Source organism: Pseudomonas versuta, assembly GCF_001294575.1.
GTDB lineage: Bacteria > Pseudomonadota > Gammaproteobacteria > Pseudomonadales > Pseudomonadaceae > Aquipseudomonas > Aquipseudomonas versuta.
Genome location: NZ_CP012676.1, coordinates 466439 through 480380, shown reverse-complemented (window position 1 = coordinate 480380; position 13942 = coordinate 466439). Strand labels below are relative to the sequence as shown.

Annotated in this window: 17 protein-coding genes; 8 read left to right on the top strand and 9 right to left on the bottom strand. The window is 55.6% G+C overall.

The genetic code is table 11. The features are described 5' to 3' along the window. Positions 1 to 105 precede the first annotated feature (105 nt). From rimO to tsaA, 5 genes are all read left to right on the top strand, one after another. Positions 106 to 1443: a 30S ribosomal protein S12 methylthiotransferase RimO gene (gene rimO, locus AOC04_RS02235; protein ID WP_060690963.1), complete on the top strand. Its 1338-nt coding sequence runs from the start codon at positions 106 to 108 to the stop codon at positions 1441 to 1443. A 104-nt stretch (positions 1444 to 1547) separates the two neighbouring features. Further along, positions 1548 to 2012, top strand: coding sequence for a GNAT family N-acetyltransferase (locus tag AOC04_RS02230; RefSeq protein ID WP_060690962.1), 465 nt, complete (start codon positions 1548 to 1550; stop codon positions 2010 to 2012). A 71-nt stretch (positions 2013 to 2083) separates the two neighbouring features. Continuing rightward, positions 2084 to 2794, top strand: a complete 711-nt coding sequence (locus AOC04_RS02225) for an rRNA pseudouridine synthase (protein WP_060690961.1) — start codon at positions 2084 to 2086, stop codon at positions 2792 to 2794. Positions 2795 to 2871: 77 nt separating this feature from the next. Then, positions 2872 to 3333, top strand: coding sequence for a YehS family protein (locus AOC04_RS02220; RefSeq protein WP_003443012.1), 462 nt, complete (start codon positions 2872 to 2874; stop codon positions 3331 to 3333). 126 nt (positions 3334 to 3459) lie between these two features. After that, positions 3460 to 4155 (top strand): tRNA (N6-threonylcarbamoyladenosine(37)-N6)-methyltransferase TrmO, encoded by a 696-nt coding sequence (tsaA, locus tag AOC04_RS02215; RefSeq protein WP_060690960.1) that lies wholly within the window; start codon positions 3460 to 3462, stop codon positions 4153 to 4155. 59 nt (positions 4156 to 4214) lie between these two features. On the opposite strand, the gene fpr is transcribed toward tsaA, so the two are convergent. Then, positions 4215 to 4994 carry a ferredoxin-NADP reductase gene (gene fpr, locus AOC04_RS02210; RefSeq protein ID WP_019827846.1) on the bottom strand — a complete coding sequence of 260 codons (780 nt, stop codon included), beginning with the start codon at positions 4992 to 4994 and terminating at the stop codon, positions 4215 to 4217. A 117-nt stretch (positions 4995 to 5111) separates the two neighbouring features. Here fpr and AOC04_RS02205 point away from each other — a divergent pair, with 117 nt between their 5' ends. Then, positions 5112 to 6038: a LysR family transcriptional regulator gene (locus tag AOC04_RS02205; RefSeq protein ID WP_060690959.1), complete on the top strand. Its 927-nt coding sequence runs from the start codon at positions 5112 to 5114 to the stop codon at positions 6036 to 6038. Here the strand turns inward: AOC04_RS02205 and AOC04_RS02200 are convergent. From AOC04_RS02200 to AOC04_RS02190, 3 genes are all read right to left on the bottom strand, one after another. Further along, entirely contained in the window at positions 6035 to 6397 is a 363-nt protein-coding gene (locus tag AOC04_RS02200; protein ID WP_003443016.1) for a diacylglycerol kinase, read from the bottom strand. The two genes, AOC04_RS02205 and AOC04_RS02200, sit on opposite strands and share 4 nt — an antisense overlap. Positions 6398 to 6472: 75 nt before the next feature. Then, positions 6473 to 7123, bottom strand: a complete 651-nt coding sequence (erdR, locus tag AOC04_RS02195) for a response regulator transcription factor ErdR (RefSeq protein ID WP_060690958.1) — start codon at positions 7121 to 7123, stop codon at positions 6473 to 6475. A gap of 295 nt (positions 7124 to 7418) precedes the next feature. After that, on the bottom strand, positions 7419 to 8171 hold the full coding sequence (locus tag AOC04_RS02190; protein WP_125878512.1) for a tRNA-uridine aminocarboxypropyltransferase: 753 nt from the start codon (positions 8169 to 8171) through the stop codon (positions 7419 to 7421). 230 nt (positions 8172 to 8401) lie between these two features. Between AOC04_RS02190 and AOC04_RS02185 the strand changes: the two genes are divergently transcribed. Continuing rightward, entirely contained in the window at positions 8402 to 8812 is a 411-nt protein-coding gene (locus tag AOC04_RS02185) for a PA3611 family quorum-sensing-regulated virulence factor (protein WP_060690956.1), read from the top strand. Between the two features lie 222 nt (positions 8813 to 9034). Beyond that, positions 9035 to 10144, top strand: coding sequence for an LOG family protein (locus AOC04_RS02180; protein WP_060690955.1), 1110 nt, complete (start codon positions 9035 to 9037; stop codon positions 10142 to 10144). A gap of 151 nt (positions 10145 to 10295) precedes the next feature. Here the strand turns inward: AOC04_RS02180 and recX are convergent, their stop codons facing one another. The 5 genes from recX to AOC04_RS02155 form a co-directional block, all read right to left on the bottom strand. Then, positions 10296 to 10763, bottom strand: coding sequence for a recombination regulator RecX (recX, locus tag AOC04_RS02175; RefSeq protein WP_060690954.1), 468 nt, complete (start codon positions 10761 to 10763; stop codon positions 10296 to 10298). Between the two features lie 8 nt (positions 10764 to 10771). Beyond that, a complete protein-coding gene (recA, locus tag AOC04_RS02170) occupies positions 10772 to 11878 on the bottom strand; it encodes a recombinase RecA (protein WP_060690953.1) in 1107 nt (368 codons plus the stop codon). Between the two features lie 83 nt (positions 11879 to 11961). Beyond that, entirely contained in the window at positions 11962 to 12462 is a 501-nt protein-coding gene (locus tag AOC04_RS02165) for a CinA family protein (RefSeq protein WP_060690952.1), read from the bottom strand. Between the two features lie 109 nt (positions 12463 to 12571). Continuing rightward, positions 12572 to 12916, bottom strand: a complete 345-nt coding sequence (locus AOC04_RS02160; protein ID WP_060690951.1) for a phage holin family protein — start codon at positions 12914 to 12916, stop codon at positions 12572 to 12574. 264 nt (positions 12917 to 13180) lie between these two features. Next, positions 13181 to 13915, bottom strand: a complete 735-nt coding sequence (locus AOC04_RS02155; protein ID WP_073508880.1) for a LexA family transcriptional regulator — start codon at positions 13913 to 13915, stop codon at positions 13181 to 13183. Between the last annotated feature and the right edge of the window lie 27 nt (positions 13916 to 13942).

Sequence of the window (13942 nt, the reverse complement as noted above, 5' to 3'; positions counted from 1 at the left end):
ACCATAGCTAAAATTGCGCACTTTTTTTGATCAGAGGCGCATTAAGCGCCCGTTCGTCGTGCAGCCTTTACGGGCATGTAACGTCACTACATACCGAGGTTCGCCATGTCCACCGTTACCACGCCAGCTGCCCCAAAGGTCGGCTTTGTCTCCCTGGGTTGCCCCAAAGCCCTGGTCGACTCCGAGCGCATCCTCACGCAGTTGCGTATGGAAGGCTACGATGTCGTCTCCACCTACCAGGACGCCGATGTCGTTGTGGTCAACACCTGCGGTTTCATCGACAGCGCCAAAGCTGAATCACTGGAAGTGATTGGTGAAGCCATCAAGGAAAACGGCAAGGTCATCGTGACCGGCTGCATGGGCGTGGAAGAAAGCGCCATCCGCAATGTTCACCCAAGCGTACTGGCCGTCACCGGCCCGCAGCAGTACGAGCAAGTGGTCAATGCTGTTCACGACGCCGTACCGCCTAACCTGAACCACAACCCGCTGATCGATCTGGTGCCGCCTCAAGGCGTCAAACTGACTCCGCGTCACTATGCCTACCTGAAAATTTCCGAAGGCTGCAACCACAGCTGCAGCTTCTGCATCATCCCTTCGATGCGCGGCAAGCTGGTAAGCCGCCCGGTGGGTGACGTACTCGACGAAGCTCAGCGCCTGGTCAAGGCCGGCGTCAAAGAGCTGCTGGTGATTTCTCAGGACACCAGCGCCTATGGCGTTGATGTGAAGTACCGCACCGGCTTCTGGAACGGCGCGCCGGTCAAGACCCGCATGACCGAACTGTGCGAAGCGCTGAGCTCGCTGGGTGTCTGGGTGCGTCTGCACTACGTTTACCCGTACCCGCACGTCGATGAACTGATCCCGCTGATGGCCGCCGGCAAAATCCTGCCGTACCTGGACATCCCGTTCCAGCACGCCAGCCCGAAAGTGCTCAAGGCCATGAAGCGTCCGGCGTTTGAAGACAAGACCCTGGCCCGTATCAAGAACTGGCGCGTCATCTGCCCGGACCTGATCATCCGCTCGACCTTTATTGTTGGCTTCCCGGGCGAGACCGAAGAAGACTTCCAGTACCTGCTCGACTGGCTGACAGAAGCGCAACTGGATCGCGTAGGTTGCTTCCAGTACTCCCCTGTGGAAGGTGCTCCGGCCAACCTGCTGGACGCGGCCATCGTGCCGGATGACGTCAAGCAAGACCGCTGGGACCGCTTCATGGCCCACCAGCAGGCCATCAGCGCTGCCCGCCTGCAGATGAAAATCGGCAAGGAGATCGAGGTCCTGATCGACGAAGTGGACGAACAGGGCGCTGTTGGCCGCTGCTTTTTCGATGCCCCGGAAATCGACGGCAACGTATTCATCGCCACCGAGAAAGATATCAAGCCCGGTGACAAGATCATGTGCCGCGTAACCGATGCCGACGAGTATGACTTGTGGGCTGAAGTGATCTAAACAGCGATCACTGCTCAAAAAGCCCTGCCGCGCTCGCGTCAGGGCTTTTTTTACGACTATCGTTAACCTGTCGCTTCCATCATCAGTGTCAGGAGACACGTACGATGCAACAGAAATGGGCTATCCATACGCCACGCCTTACGGACTTCGATGAATTGACCGACGTGTGGGAAGCCTCGGTTCGCGCCACCCATGACTTCTTGCCCGACAGTTATATTCAACTACTGCGCCAACTGGTCAGAGACCAATATCTGGACGCGGTGATGCTGATTTGTTGCAAGGATCCTGTCACCAAACGCATCAGCGGTTTTGCCGGTGTGGCGGCAGGCAAGGTTGAAATGCTCTTCATCCACCCGCACTTCCGGGGACAAGGCATTGGCAAGTGCCTGCTCAAATTCGCCATGGATGAATTGAATGCACAGGCTCTGGACGTCAACCTGCAAAACCCGCAAGCCATCGGCTTTTATTTCAAACAAGGCTTTGAGATCGTCGGGCGCAGCGAAAAAGACGGCATGGGCCAGCCTTATCCGCTGCTGCACCTGCGGTATAAGCGCCCAACACGCGCATAAGGCAAATGTTGCCGGGCTTAACCGGCGCCAGGCGGGTACAATAGCCGCCCAATTCCTTTACGGCCCCTGTCATGTCTGAACCGATACGTCTCTCCAAACGCCTCATCGAACTCGTCGGCTGCTCCCGCCGTGAGGCCGAACTGTTCATTGAAGGTGGCTGGGTCACGGTAGATGGCGAAGTCATCGACGAGCCGCAATTTAAGGTCGACAACCAGAAAGTCGAGCTGGACCCGCAAGCCAAGGCTACGGCACCCGAGCCTGTGACCATTTTGCTGAACGCCCCCGCTGGCCTGGATACTGACAGCGCCATGGCCCTGATCGGCCCCGAATCCCTGAGCGAAGAACACCGCTACGGCAAGCGTCCGCTCAAGGGGCACTTTCTGCGCCTCACCGTTGGCAACGAACTGCAGGCCAACGCCAGCGGCTTGCTGGTGTTTACCCAGGACTGGAAAATCGTCCGCAAGCTGACCGCCGATGCCAACAAGATCGAGCAGGAGTACGTGGTCGAAGTCTCTGGCGAAATGGCTCCCCACGGCTTGAACCGCCTCAATCACGGCATGACCTACAAAGGTCGCGAGCTGCCTGCGGTAAAAGCCAGCTGGCAGAGTGAAAACCGCCTACGCTTTGCGATGAAAAACCCTCAGCCAGGCGTTATCGCACTGTTCTGCCAGGCCGTCGGCCTTACCGTCATTTCCATCCGCCGGATTCGCATCGGCGGCGTGTCGATGGGCAAGCTGCCCGTTGGCCAATGGCGCTACATGACGACCAAAGAAAAGTTCTAAACAGCGTACTGCCCCCGAACATTTCGACACCGCAGCAACGCCTGCGGTGCTCACTGCTGAATATCAGGATTGACCACATGATTCATAACGACGTACTGCGCAGCGTGCGCTACATGCTCGACATCAGCGACAACAAAGTCGTTGAAATCATCAAGCTGGGTGGCTTGGACGTCACTAAAGAAGACGTACTGACCTACCTGAAAAAAGACGAAGAAGAAGGTTTTGTGCGCTGCCCGGACGAAGTGATGGCGCATTTCCTTGATGGCTTGGTGATTTTCAAACGCGGCAAGGATGACAGCCGTCCTGCGGTCAAAATTGAAGTGCCGGTGACCAACAACGTCATCCTGAAAAAACTGCGCGTGGCCTTTGAACTCAAAGAAGACGACATGCACGCCATCCTCAAGGCTTCGGAGTTTCCAGTCTCCAAACCTGAGCTGAGCGCCCTGTTCCGCAAGTTCGGCCACACCAACTACCGCACCTGTGGCGACCAGTTGCTGCGCAACTTCCTGAAGGGTCTGACCCTGCGTATTCGCGGCTGATACTCAGCCTTCAGGCGCCATAAATCCTGTAGGAACTGGCTTGCCTGCGATGCAGACAACCCGATTGTTCTGGATAACCGCAGTGATGCGATCGCGAGCAAGCTCGCTCCTACAGAGGCATGACTTTTGACCTACAGCGTCTCCCCGATCGGTTTTGTGCGCTCTTGCTTCAAAGAGAAATTCGCCATTCCGCGCCAGCCTCAACTGGCCCCGGCCGCCCGTGGCGTGCTGGAACTGGACGCCCCCTTCGATCAAGGCGATGCCGTGCAAGGCCTGGAGCACGTCAGCCATATCTGGCTGCTGTTTGTGTTCCATCAGGCACTTGAAGACAAACCCCGACTCAAAGTGCGTCCGCCACGACTGGGCGGCAACAAGTCGATGGGGGTGTTTGCCACCCGCGCGACCCATCGCCCGAATGGCATTGGCCAGTCCGTGGTGAAACTGGACAGGGTTGAAGCCGGTCGGCTGTTTATCTCGGGAATTGACCTGCTGGACGGGACGCCGATTCTCGACATCAAACCGTACGTACCCTACGCCGACATCATTGACAGTGCCAGCAACAGCATGGCCAGCGCCGCACCTGTGCTGATTCCCGTGCACTGGGCCGATACAGCCCTGCAGCAGGCACACGCGCAGGCCCTGCGCCTCCAGGAGCCGCTGGTGGAGCTGATCGAGCAGTGCCTGGCTCAAGACCCGCGCCCGGCCTACCAGACACCTACGGCAGAGCGCGAATATGGCGCACAGTTTTGGGACCTGGACGTACGCTGGCACTACCCCGAGCCCGGCGTCATCCGCGTACTTGAGGTGATTGCAAAGCATTAGCCACAAACAAAAAGTGGGAGCCTGGCAAAGCCAGCTCCCACTTTTTTTATCGGCCGGGCTTACTTCTCGACGAAGGCGCGCTCGATCAGATAGTCACCAGGCTCGCGCATACGCGGCGAAACTTTCAGGCCGAAGCTGTTAAGCACTTCGCTGGTTTCATCGAGCATGCTCGGGCTACCGCACAACATGGCGCGGTCGTCCTGCGGGTTGATCGGTGGCAGGCCAATGTCGCTGAACAGCTTGCCGCTGCGCATCAGGTCGGTCAGACGGCCTTCATTTTCGAATGGCTCGCGGGTCACGGTCGGGTAGTAGATCAACTTTTCACGCAGCGCTTCGCCGAAGAACTCATTCTGCGGCAGGTGCTCGGTGATGAATTCACGATAGGCAACTTCGTTGACGTAACGGACACCGTGGCACAGGATCACTTTTTCGAAACGCTCATAGGTTTCGGGATCCTGGATGACACTCATAAATGGTGCCAGGCCAGTACCAGTGCTCAGCAGATACAAATGCTTGCCCGGCTTCAAATCGTCAAGCACCAGGGTGCCTGTCGGTTTTTTGCTGATGATGATCTCGTCGCCTTCCTTCAAGTGCTGCAACTGGGAAGTCAGCGGGCCATCCGGCACCTTGATGCTGAAGAACTCCAGATGCTCTTCCCAGTTAGGGCTGGCAATCGAATAGGCGCGCATAAGCGGACGGCCATTGGGCTGTTGCAGGCCGATCATCACGAACTGACCGTTCTCAAAGCGCAGACCCGGGTCGCGGGTGCACTTGAAGCTGAACAGGGTGTCGTTCCAGTGATGAACACTGAGGACACGTTCGTGGTTCATGTTGCTCATGTACGGGGCTCCTAAATTCGCCTGCGCTGACTATGAGCGCGATTGCATAACATTCTAATGGCGACGACAATATCTGTTAACTGAATTATTAAGATAAGGGTTATCGGTTATATCGATATGCGATTTACTCTCAGACAACTCCAGGTGTTCGTTGCCGTCGCCCAACAAGAGAGCGTGTCTCGCGCTGCCGGCTTGTTGTCCCTTTCACAGTCCGCCGCCAGCACCTCAATCACCGAACTCGAGCGCCAGACCAGCTGCCAGTTGTTCGATCGCGCAGGCAAACGTTTAAGTCTCAACGCGCTGGGCCGCCAACTCCTGCCACAAGCGGTTGCCCTGCTGGATCAAGCCAAGGAAATCGAGGACCTGCTCAACGGCAAGTCCGGGTTTGGCTCCTTGACCGTGGGCGCGACCCTGACCATTGGCAATTATCTGGCCACTTTGCTGATCGGCAGCTTCATGCAGGCTCACCCGGAAAGCCAGGTGAAACTGATTGTGCAAAACACTGCGCATATCGTGCAGCAAGTTGCCCACTATGAAATTGATCTGGGTCTGATTGAAGGCGACTGCAGCCACCCCGACATCGAAGTCCAGAGTTGGGTTGAAGATGAACTGGTAGTGTTTTGCGCACCGCAACACCCACTCGCCGCACGCGGCCACGCCACTCTGCAGGAGTTGACCCATGAAGCATGGATCTTGCGCGAACAAGGCTCCGGTACCCGCCTGACATTTGATCAGGCCATGCGCCATCACCAAAGCACGCTCAATATCCGTCTCGAACTGGAACATACCGAAGCAATCAAACGCGCAGTGGAGTCAGGCTTGGGGATTGGCTGCATTTCTCGCCTGGCATTGCGCGACGCCTTTCGACGCGGCAGCCTGGTGGCTGTAGAGACCCCCGACCTGGATCTGGCCCGGCAGTTTTTCTTTATCTGGCACAAGAAAAAGTATCAGACCTCCGCCATGCGCGAATTTCTGGAACTGTGCCGCGCTTTCACCGCAGGGGTTCAGCGCAGCGACGAGATCGTATTGCCGACAATCGCTTAAAGCAGAATCACTGCCCACACCACAGCAATCATGGTCAGCACCACAAACTGGGCGGCGCTGCCCATATCCTTGGCATTTTTGGACAGTGGATGCAGATCAAGCGAGATGCGGTCAATGGCCGCTTCAATCGCCGAATTCAGCAATTCAACGATCAGTGCCAACAGGCATACCGCGATCAACAATGCGCGCTCAACCCGGCTGACATTCAGAAAGAAGCTCAGCGGGATCAGCACAACATTAAGCAGCACCAACTGCCGAAAAGCCGCTTCGCCGGTGAAGGCTGCGCGCAAACCGTCCAGCGAGTAACCGCCAGCATTCAAAATCCGTTTAAATCCGGTTTTACCTTTAAAAGGCGACATAAAGAGGCTACTGCGCAAAAAATGAGAGGGGCACGCTAGTTCACGCTTTGTAAAAAAAACGTGAAGACTGGCAGGTTAGTGGCTCGAAATTGATTCAAGTTGCTGCAAGAGTAACGCAGCCTGCGTCCGGGTACGAACACCCAGCTTACGGAAAATAGCCGTTACATGAGCCTTGATGGTCGCTTCGGAAACACTCAACTCATAAGCGATCTGCTTGTTCAGCAGCCCCTCGCAGACCATGGTCAACACCCGGAACTGCTGGGGCGTGAGACTGGCCAGGCCCTCGCTGGCAGCTTTGGCTTCGTCTGACACCTGTACATCTTCAAACGCCTGCGGCGGCCAGCAAACATCGCCATCCAACACAGCACGTACCGATTTCTGAATGTCTTCCAGCGAGCTGGATTTAGGGATAAAGCCACTGGCTCCGAATTCACGGGAGCGCACCATGATCGAGGCTTCTTCCTGGGCCGAAACCATCACTACAGGGATTTGCGGGTATTGGCCTCGCAGTAATACCAGGCCCGAGAAACCATATGCGCCGGGCATGTTCAGATCGAGCAGTACCAGATCCCAATCAGCCTTTGCTGCCAGCTGTGTTTCTAGCTCAGCAATACTGGCAACCTCAACCAGACGAACATCAGAACCCAGCCCCAGACTCACGGCTTGATGCAAGGCACTGCGAAACAGTGGGTGGTCGTCGGCTATCAGGATTTCGTATGTGGCCATTTTTTAGATGATCCTGTTTTTCAGGCGAGCCCTGATGTATTCCAGCACTCGCTAAGGCAATTCGAGCAACAGTGAAAGACTGTGCATCAAAGGTCGCGATTTACGCTAAACGTCGGAAAATATAAGCGCTTTAGCAGCAACTGCAGCCGAATCGGCGCCAAGCATGCCCAGCACGACGAGGGTGGTCAAGTTGAAAACTTGACGCCGCGGTCCAAGTACAGGCCATTACAGCGCCATCACCCAAACCAGCGTGGATGCTCGCCTGTACTTGCGCGAAAATTGTAGCGCTACTTCTTTAGTCTATTGAGCCCGATTCCTGGGAAGGTCTTTTACAGAAAACACCCAGCTCCTGATGCGCCACACTCGATTCATTCATCGGCAGTTGATTTCTGGCATCCAGATAATGCTGGCTGAATACATCGAAGTACGCGTCCAGAGCATTTGATGCCTGGCTATCGCCTGCAAGATCAAGGCACAGACTGGCCACTTCGGCGGTACACAAATGTTCACTGCGGGTAGATCTGCGCAAACGGTAGCGTGAGAGTTTTTCCGGTAACAGGCTCAAAATAGGCAAGGCATCGAAGTACGGACTCTTGCGAAATATCTTGCGCGCTTCAGTCCAGGTCGCGTCGAGCAAGATAAACAGCGGGCGCTTGCTACTGTCGATATCGACCGTGTGGGTCACACGTCCTGCTTCGACATATTCTCCGGGGAATACCAGATAGGGCTGCCACTGCGGATCAGACAACAAAGCGAGCAACGCCTCATCGGTCTCGGTTCGCGACCAGATAAAGGCGAAGTTGTCACTCACTACATCAGCGATCAGCCAGCCTGTATTGCTGGGCTTGAACACTTCCTTTTTGGTCATGATCAGGCACACACCCGAGCGTGAGTTGACCTTGGGCCGCCAACTGCACAGGCAATGGCTATCAATTACACGACAGGTATGGCAGCGCGGTGCTCGTGAGCCCCGCGACAAATAGGGCTTGGTGCTCTCCTCTTCACGCTCGTCACGCAAACGGGCCACAGCATTAGGGGAGAAGGTCATCTGGGTCATGGTTTTTTACTTAGAGCGCCGACCGCTCATTCGCCATGAGCTGGCGCAAAAGCGGATAAACAATAGAAAGGCACGAAGTCTAACAGAGGCAGAGCGCCGCCACTCGAACCCATGACCTTGAGCATTTCCTGTCTGCTAATGCTGGCCTTATACTTCTGCGCCACTGAACGCACAGATCTATGACGGGTCAAAGCCTGCGTCATGTAAATCAGGAGAGATTCATGTTGCGCACTATCATTCCAGCCGTCGCTCTATTGCTTGCACTGCCACTGGGCGCACAAGCGGCCTCTCTTGCAGAATTTAATTTGAATAAAACCCTGCAGCAGGTTGCTGAAAAAAGTAATGAAGGAAAACCCCGCGCTATCAATGCAGACCTTTTGGACAAAGGGTTTACCGTCGATGGCACCGTCCTGATCAACAATCTGGAAGCCAGCCCGACCCTGGCCGCGCAAATGCGCTCTGCCCCTGAAGCCGCAGTGCCGCAATTGGGCCGTAGCGTCTGTAGCAACCCGAACTTCCGGAAACTGATGGCCAAGGGCGCAATCATGCGCTTCGACATCAGAGAATATAAAACCAACAAACCGGTAATGGTCCAGGACATCGGCGCTGACAACTGCCAGCGGAAAAACTGATCCCCCCTTCATTTGTGTCAACACGCCGTAATCCCATACGGCGTGTGAATCACTCACTGCTCCTGCCTCTGCGGTTCTCTCCCTGCAACCAATCTTCATGCACATCAGGCAATTAGCTATTGCCAGCCTAGACGTGGCAAGACCATGATCAAGCCATCAAGACAGACACATGGTGTCTGCGTTTTCGGCGCCATTCTGGATGTTGTACACAAGGAGAAGTACATGCCTGATCAATCCAATGACCACCTAGCGCTTCTCGAAAGCCAGGGCCTGGAGCTTGCGCGGCAGATCGATGAGCAACTGCAACAGGTTGCTCCCGATAGCTCGAACCGCCCCCTTTATCGCGAGATGATGCTGACCATTTTGCGCATGGCCCACGACGACTTCGATCGCTGGAATGCCAAGATCACGCTGCAAGCCATTCGCGAACTCGAAAAAACCTTCCGGGTTCTGCAGCAGTTCAAGGACCAGCGCAAAGTGACTGTCTTCGGCTCGGCGCGCACCCCGATAGAGCATCCACTCTATGCACTGGCCCGGCAGGTGGGGGCTACACTGGCAAAATCTGACTTCATGGTAATTACCGGCGGCGGTGCGGGCATCATGGCTGCAGCCCATGAAGGTGCCGGGCTTGAGCACAGTCTGGGTTTTAATATCACCCTGCCCTTCGAACAGCGGGCCAACCCTACCATCCACGATTCAAGCCACCTGCTGGCGTTTCACTTCTTTTTTACCCGCAAACTGTTTTTTATCAAAGAAGCCGAAGCGCTGGTCATGTGCCCTGGCGGCTTTGGCACTCTGGATGAGGTGCTGGAAGTACTGACACTGATGCAAACCGGCAAGACACCCTTGGTACCCGTAGTGTTACTGGACATCCCCGGCGGAACATTCTGGCAAAGCGCACTGGACTTTATTCGCAATCAGCTTGAGGCCCACCAATACATTCTGCCCAATGACCTGAAATTGATGCGCCTGGTCCACACTGCCGAAGAGGCAGTAGCTGAAATCAATCAGTTCTACAGCAACTTCCATTCAAGCCGCTGGTTGACCAAGACTTTTGTGATTCGCATGAAGCAGCCTGTCAGCATCTCGGCTCTGCAGCACATACAGCAAACATTTGCCGATATTTGCCTGACCGGCAGCTTCCACCAGCAGGGGTATGAGGGTTTTGAACACGATGACCCCAAGCTCAATCACCTCACGTGCTTGAGCTTTGCGTTTAGTGGTCGCAATCAAGGGCGGTTACGCGAGTTGGTAGACTTTATCAACCTGCCGCAGAACTGGGCTGAAGTCGATGATACGCGCCGTCCAGCACTGAGTGAGCCGGTGACGTAGCGGTAGCCGTGAGCGTGTAACACCACAACTGCGCTGCAGGATCCAAGCTTGCTGGCGATCAGGTCTGAGTATTTGAACTCAAGATCATCGCAAGCAAGCTCGCTCCTACTAATAGCCTGAGTGGGCTGTGATAGAGCAAAACTGATAATGATCAGTCATCAAACTCTCGACCACTGAGCAAGCGCCCGATCATTTCAAGCGGATACCCCCGATAACTCAAGAAGCGCCCTTGACGGGCACGCTCTTTAGCATCGAATGGCATCTGGCCGGAAAACTTGCGGCGCCATGTATCTTCCAACTTTTCTTGCCAGTTGAAACCACATTCGCGCAACGCTTGCTCGACATCTCCACGCGGCAAACCGCGCTGGTTTAGCTCTTCGCGAATACGCAAAGGGCCATAACCAGAGCCGGCACGGTAGGAAATATAACTCTCAAGATAGCGCGACTCCGACAACAGCCCCTCTTCCGTTAAACGGTCAAGGGCGATATCGATCATGTCGGGGCAAGCACCCCGCTGACGCAGTTTACGCGTCAGCTCGACTCGACCATGCTCACGTCGCGCGAGCAGGTCCATTGCAGTTCGTCGTACAGCGACGAGGTTATCCAGAACAGCCGTCATGGTGTCTATCAGTTATCGCCGTCAGTAGCGTTTTCCATTTCTTCAGCTTCAGCCAGTGCCGCAGCTTCTTTGGCGGCCTTGCTCAGCTTGGGCATGGTCTTCATTTCTGCCAGCTCACTGTCGGTCTTTGGACCCAGCAGTTTTTCACGCAGCTGCTTCTCAAGGGCATCCTTGATATCAGGGTTGTCGTCCAGGAACTTGGCGGAGTTGGCCTTGCCCTGACCGATCTTGCTGCCGTTGTAGCTGTACCACGCGCCAGCTTTTTCGACGAAACCGTGCAGCACGCCCAGGTCGATCATCTCGCCATTGAGGTAGATGCCCTTGCCGTAAAGAATCTGGAATTCTGCCTGACGGAATGGAGGTGCGACCTTGTTCTTGACCACTTTGACACGGGTTTCGCTACCAACAACCACGTCGCCTTCTTTCACCGCCCCGGTACGGCGGATATCCAGACGAACCGAAGCGTAGAATTTCAGCGCGTTACCACCAGTGGTGGTTTCCGGGCTACCGAACATCACGCCGATTTTCATGCGGATCTGGTTAATGAAGATCACCAGGCAGTTGGCGTTCTTGATGTTACCGGTGATTTTACGCAGCGCTTGCGACATCAGGCGGGCTTGCAGGCCGACGTGCATGTCGCCCATATCGCCTTCAATTTCAGCTTTGGGTGTCAGTGCAGCAACGGAGTCGATGATGATCACGTCAACCGCATTGGAACGCACCAGCATGTCGGTGATTTCCAGGGCCTGTTCGCCAGTGTCCGGCTGGGATACCAGCAGATCATCGACGTTTACACCCAGTTTGGCAGCGTATTCAGGGTCAAGCGCGTGTTCGGCATCGACGAAGGCGCAAGTTGCACCGGCTTTTTGCGCCTGGGCAATCACGGACAGCGTGAGAGTGGTTTTACCCGAAGACTCCGGACCGTAGATTTCAACAATACGGCCTTTTGGCAAACCGCCAATGCCCAGCGCGATGTCCAGACCCAGCGAGCCGGTAGAGATCGCCGGGACTGCCTGGCGCTCTTGATCACCCATCAGCATCACGGCGCCCTTGCCGAATTGACGTTCGATCTGACCCAGGGCCGCAGCCAAGGCTTTCTTCTTGTTGTCGTCCATTAAAGTCCTCTCGTAATCAATAAGGCCTGACGGCCGATAACTGTATAAGTAGCCAGTATTATTCCACAGCGATAAACGATCGCCTACCCCTGATTTTTTATTTCTCGTACCGTTCGGCGTATTAGGCCTTCCAGAGCCGCGATCACTGTTTGCCGACGGACTTCATCACGATTGCCGGGAAAGTGCCTGCGCTCGGTCGATACCTCGCTGCCAACCCCCCAGGCCAGCCACACGGTGCCAACCGGCTTGTCGACAGAACCGCCCCCCGGACCGGCCACACCACTTACCGCTACGGCAAACCGGGCAGAACTTTGCGCTTGCGCCCCACGCACCATCGCCTCGACTACCTCGCGGCTGACAGCACCTACCTGGGCAAACAAAGCTGGCGGAACATTTAGCTGTCTGGTTTTTTGCTGATTGGAATACGTGACAAAACCCGCCTCAAACCAGGCGGAACTGCCGGCGATTCGAGTGATGGCTTCGGCAATACCACCGCCGGTACAGGATTCAGCAGTCGTTACTTGAGCGTTCAGAGTCTGTAACTGGTGCCCAAGTTCAGCCGCGAGTTGAGATATTGGGTCCATGGTTCTCTCCCGTTGGAGTCTGTGAGCGCCATAACCTACACGAGCAGACAGGTGTTGCAAGACGACCGAACAGTCGCGACTAACATCCCGCACAAGAAAAAGACTTTTCTTACGGCTCTATCCGAGAGTCAGCAGTAGAACCATCGACTCCAAGCCGCTTTGCAGCCCAGCGCTGGTACAGACTGATGGCCGCATCCGCTCCGGCCAAAGCCGTCAGGCAACCAAAAGCCCCTGCCGCCAGAATGGACATGCCTGCCGCGTACAGCAGCATAAAAGTCGAGACCCCGCACACCATGCACGCCCCCGAGCGCAGTGCCAGCCGCCGGACCAGCAACCACCCGCTGGCGCCGTCTTTGTCGGCCCGCCACATTTCACCAAAGACGCCACCCACCAAGGCGAGAAGGATGACCAGAAAAACCGGCATCTCCAGCAGCACTTGCGGTTCATTCATCATGTCATCACTCCTGAATCCTTATTGATAAGCGCCAATCTTTGGCCTGGGCTGTAAAGCGGGCGCTATCGGTAACGTCGCCTCCCTGCGCTTGAGGACCGCCATGAAGCAAAGACTATGCATGTATGGATATACAGTCAATGCATCAATGCATATATTTTTCAATACGTCTTCACAAGCCTGCGCTCAGGACAAAAGCTGTAGGAACAGTCTGATAAAAAGCAAAAAAAAGCCCACTGTTACGTGGGCTGTTTCTGATAATCAGCACTACCGGGCGTACATCCCCCACCAGAACACATGGCCTAGAATCACCAGTTGCTCGTCCTCCAGCTCGCTGTAGCCGTAGTCCTCATCCGGGTACTCATCACGATTAAAGCTGCGTAAGCGAATGCCGCCCGCCAAACGATAGAGCTGCTTTACCCGCAGTTGCCCGTTGTGATTGATCGCATATAGATCACCGTCGATGACCTCCTCGATCGTGCGCTTGCCCGCATTGACGCCAACGGTTGCACCATCGCGCAACACCGGCAGCATACTGTCCCCGCGCACTGTCACGCACTTCGCCTGGTCGAACTCCACACCGTTGTGGCGCAGGCTGCGCTTGCCAAAACGCAGCCTGGCACGCTCGCTCTCCTCAATGGAAAATCGCCCCGTGCCTGCCGCCAGTTCAACCTGACGCAAGAACGCAATGCATACCTCGTCCTCCGCCACAGGGGTGTCGTCATCCCACAGGCAGATATCGTGCAACTCGGGGTGCAGCTGCTCGGGTTCGGTCGGTGAAAGCAGATGGCTATCGTCCCGACCGCGCAACCGGTCTGTGCTGATGTGAAAGTATTCAGCAATTCTGGAGATGTGCCGATCAGAGGGATCGACAATCTTGCCGCTCAAAATTCGCGACAGCGTGGACTGCGGCACACCGGTGCTGCGGTGCAGCGCCATGGCGCTGATCCGGTGATGCACTAGCAGTTCTTTGAGGACAGTTGAAACAGTTCGTTTAGGCATGGCGGGAATAGTGCTGGTGCAGTTTAG

What these genes read in the sequence shown, in the direction of transcription:
- rimO (WP_060690963.1), top strand. Translation starts at nt 106, where the DNA reads ATGTCCACCGTTACCACGCCAGCTGCCCCAAAGGTCGGCTTTGTCTCC.
- AOC04_RS02230 (WP_060690962.1), top strand. Translation starts at nt 1,548, where the DNA reads ATGCAACAGAAATGGGCTATCCATACGCCACGCCTTACGGACTTCGAT.
- AOC04_RS02225 (WP_060690961.1), top strand. Translation starts at nt 2,084, where the DNA reads ATGTCTGAACCGATACGTCTCTCCAAACGCCTCATCGAACTCGTCGGC.
- AOC04_RS02220 (WP_003443012.1), top strand. Translation starts at nt 2,872, where the DNA reads ATGATTCATAACGACGTACTGCGCAGCGTGCGCTACATGCTCGACATC.
- fpr (WP_019827846.1), bottom strand. Translation starts at nt 4,994, where the DNA reads ATGAGCAACATGAACCACGAACGTGTCCTCAGTGTTCATCACTGGAAC.
- AOC04_RS02205 (WP_060690959.1), top strand. Translation starts at nt 5,112, where the DNA reads ATGCGATTTACTCTCAGACAACTCCAGGTGTTCGTTGCCGTCGCCCAA.
- AOC04_RS02200 (WP_003443016.1), bottom strand. Translation starts at nt 6,397, where the DNA reads ATGTCGCCTTTTAAAGGTAAAACCGGATTTAAACGGATTTTGAATGCT.
- erdR (WP_060690958.1), bottom strand. Translation starts at nt 7,123, where the DNA reads ATGGCCACATACGAAATCCTGATAGCCGACGACCACCCACTGTTTCGC.
- AOC04_RS02190 (WP_125878512.1), bottom strand. Translation starts at nt 8,171, where the DNA reads ATGACCTTCTCCCCTAATGCTGTGGCCCGTTTGCGTGACGAGCGTGAA.
- AOC04_RS02185 (WP_060690956.1), top strand. Translation starts at nt 8,402, where the DNA reads ATGTTGCGCACTATCATTCCAGCCGTCGCTCTATTGCTTGCACTGCCA.
- AOC04_RS02180 (WP_060690955.1), top strand. Translation starts at nt 9,035, where the DNA reads ATGCCTGATCAATCCAATGACCACCTAGCGCTTCTCGAAAGCCAGGGC.
- recX (WP_060690954.1), bottom strand. Translation starts at nt 10,763, where the DNA reads ATGACGGCTGTTCTGGATAACCTCGTCGCTGTACGACGAACTGCAATG.
- recA (WP_060690953.1), bottom strand. Translation starts at nt 11,878, where the DNA reads ATGGACGACAACAAGAAGAAAGCCTTGGCTGCGGCCCTGGGTCAGATC.
- AOC04_RS02165 (WP_060690952.1), bottom strand. Translation starts at nt 12,462, where the DNA reads ATGGACCCAATATCTCAACTCGCGGCTGAACTTGGGCACCAGTTACAG.
- AOC04_RS02160 (WP_060690951.1), bottom strand. Translation starts at nt 12,916, where the DNA reads ATGATGAATGAACCGCAAGTGCTGCTGGAGATGCCGGTTTTTCTGGTC.
- AOC04_RS02155 (WP_073508880.1), bottom strand. Translation starts at nt 13,915, where the DNA reads ATGCCTAAACGAACTGTTTCAACTGTCCTCAAAGAACTGCTAGTGCAT.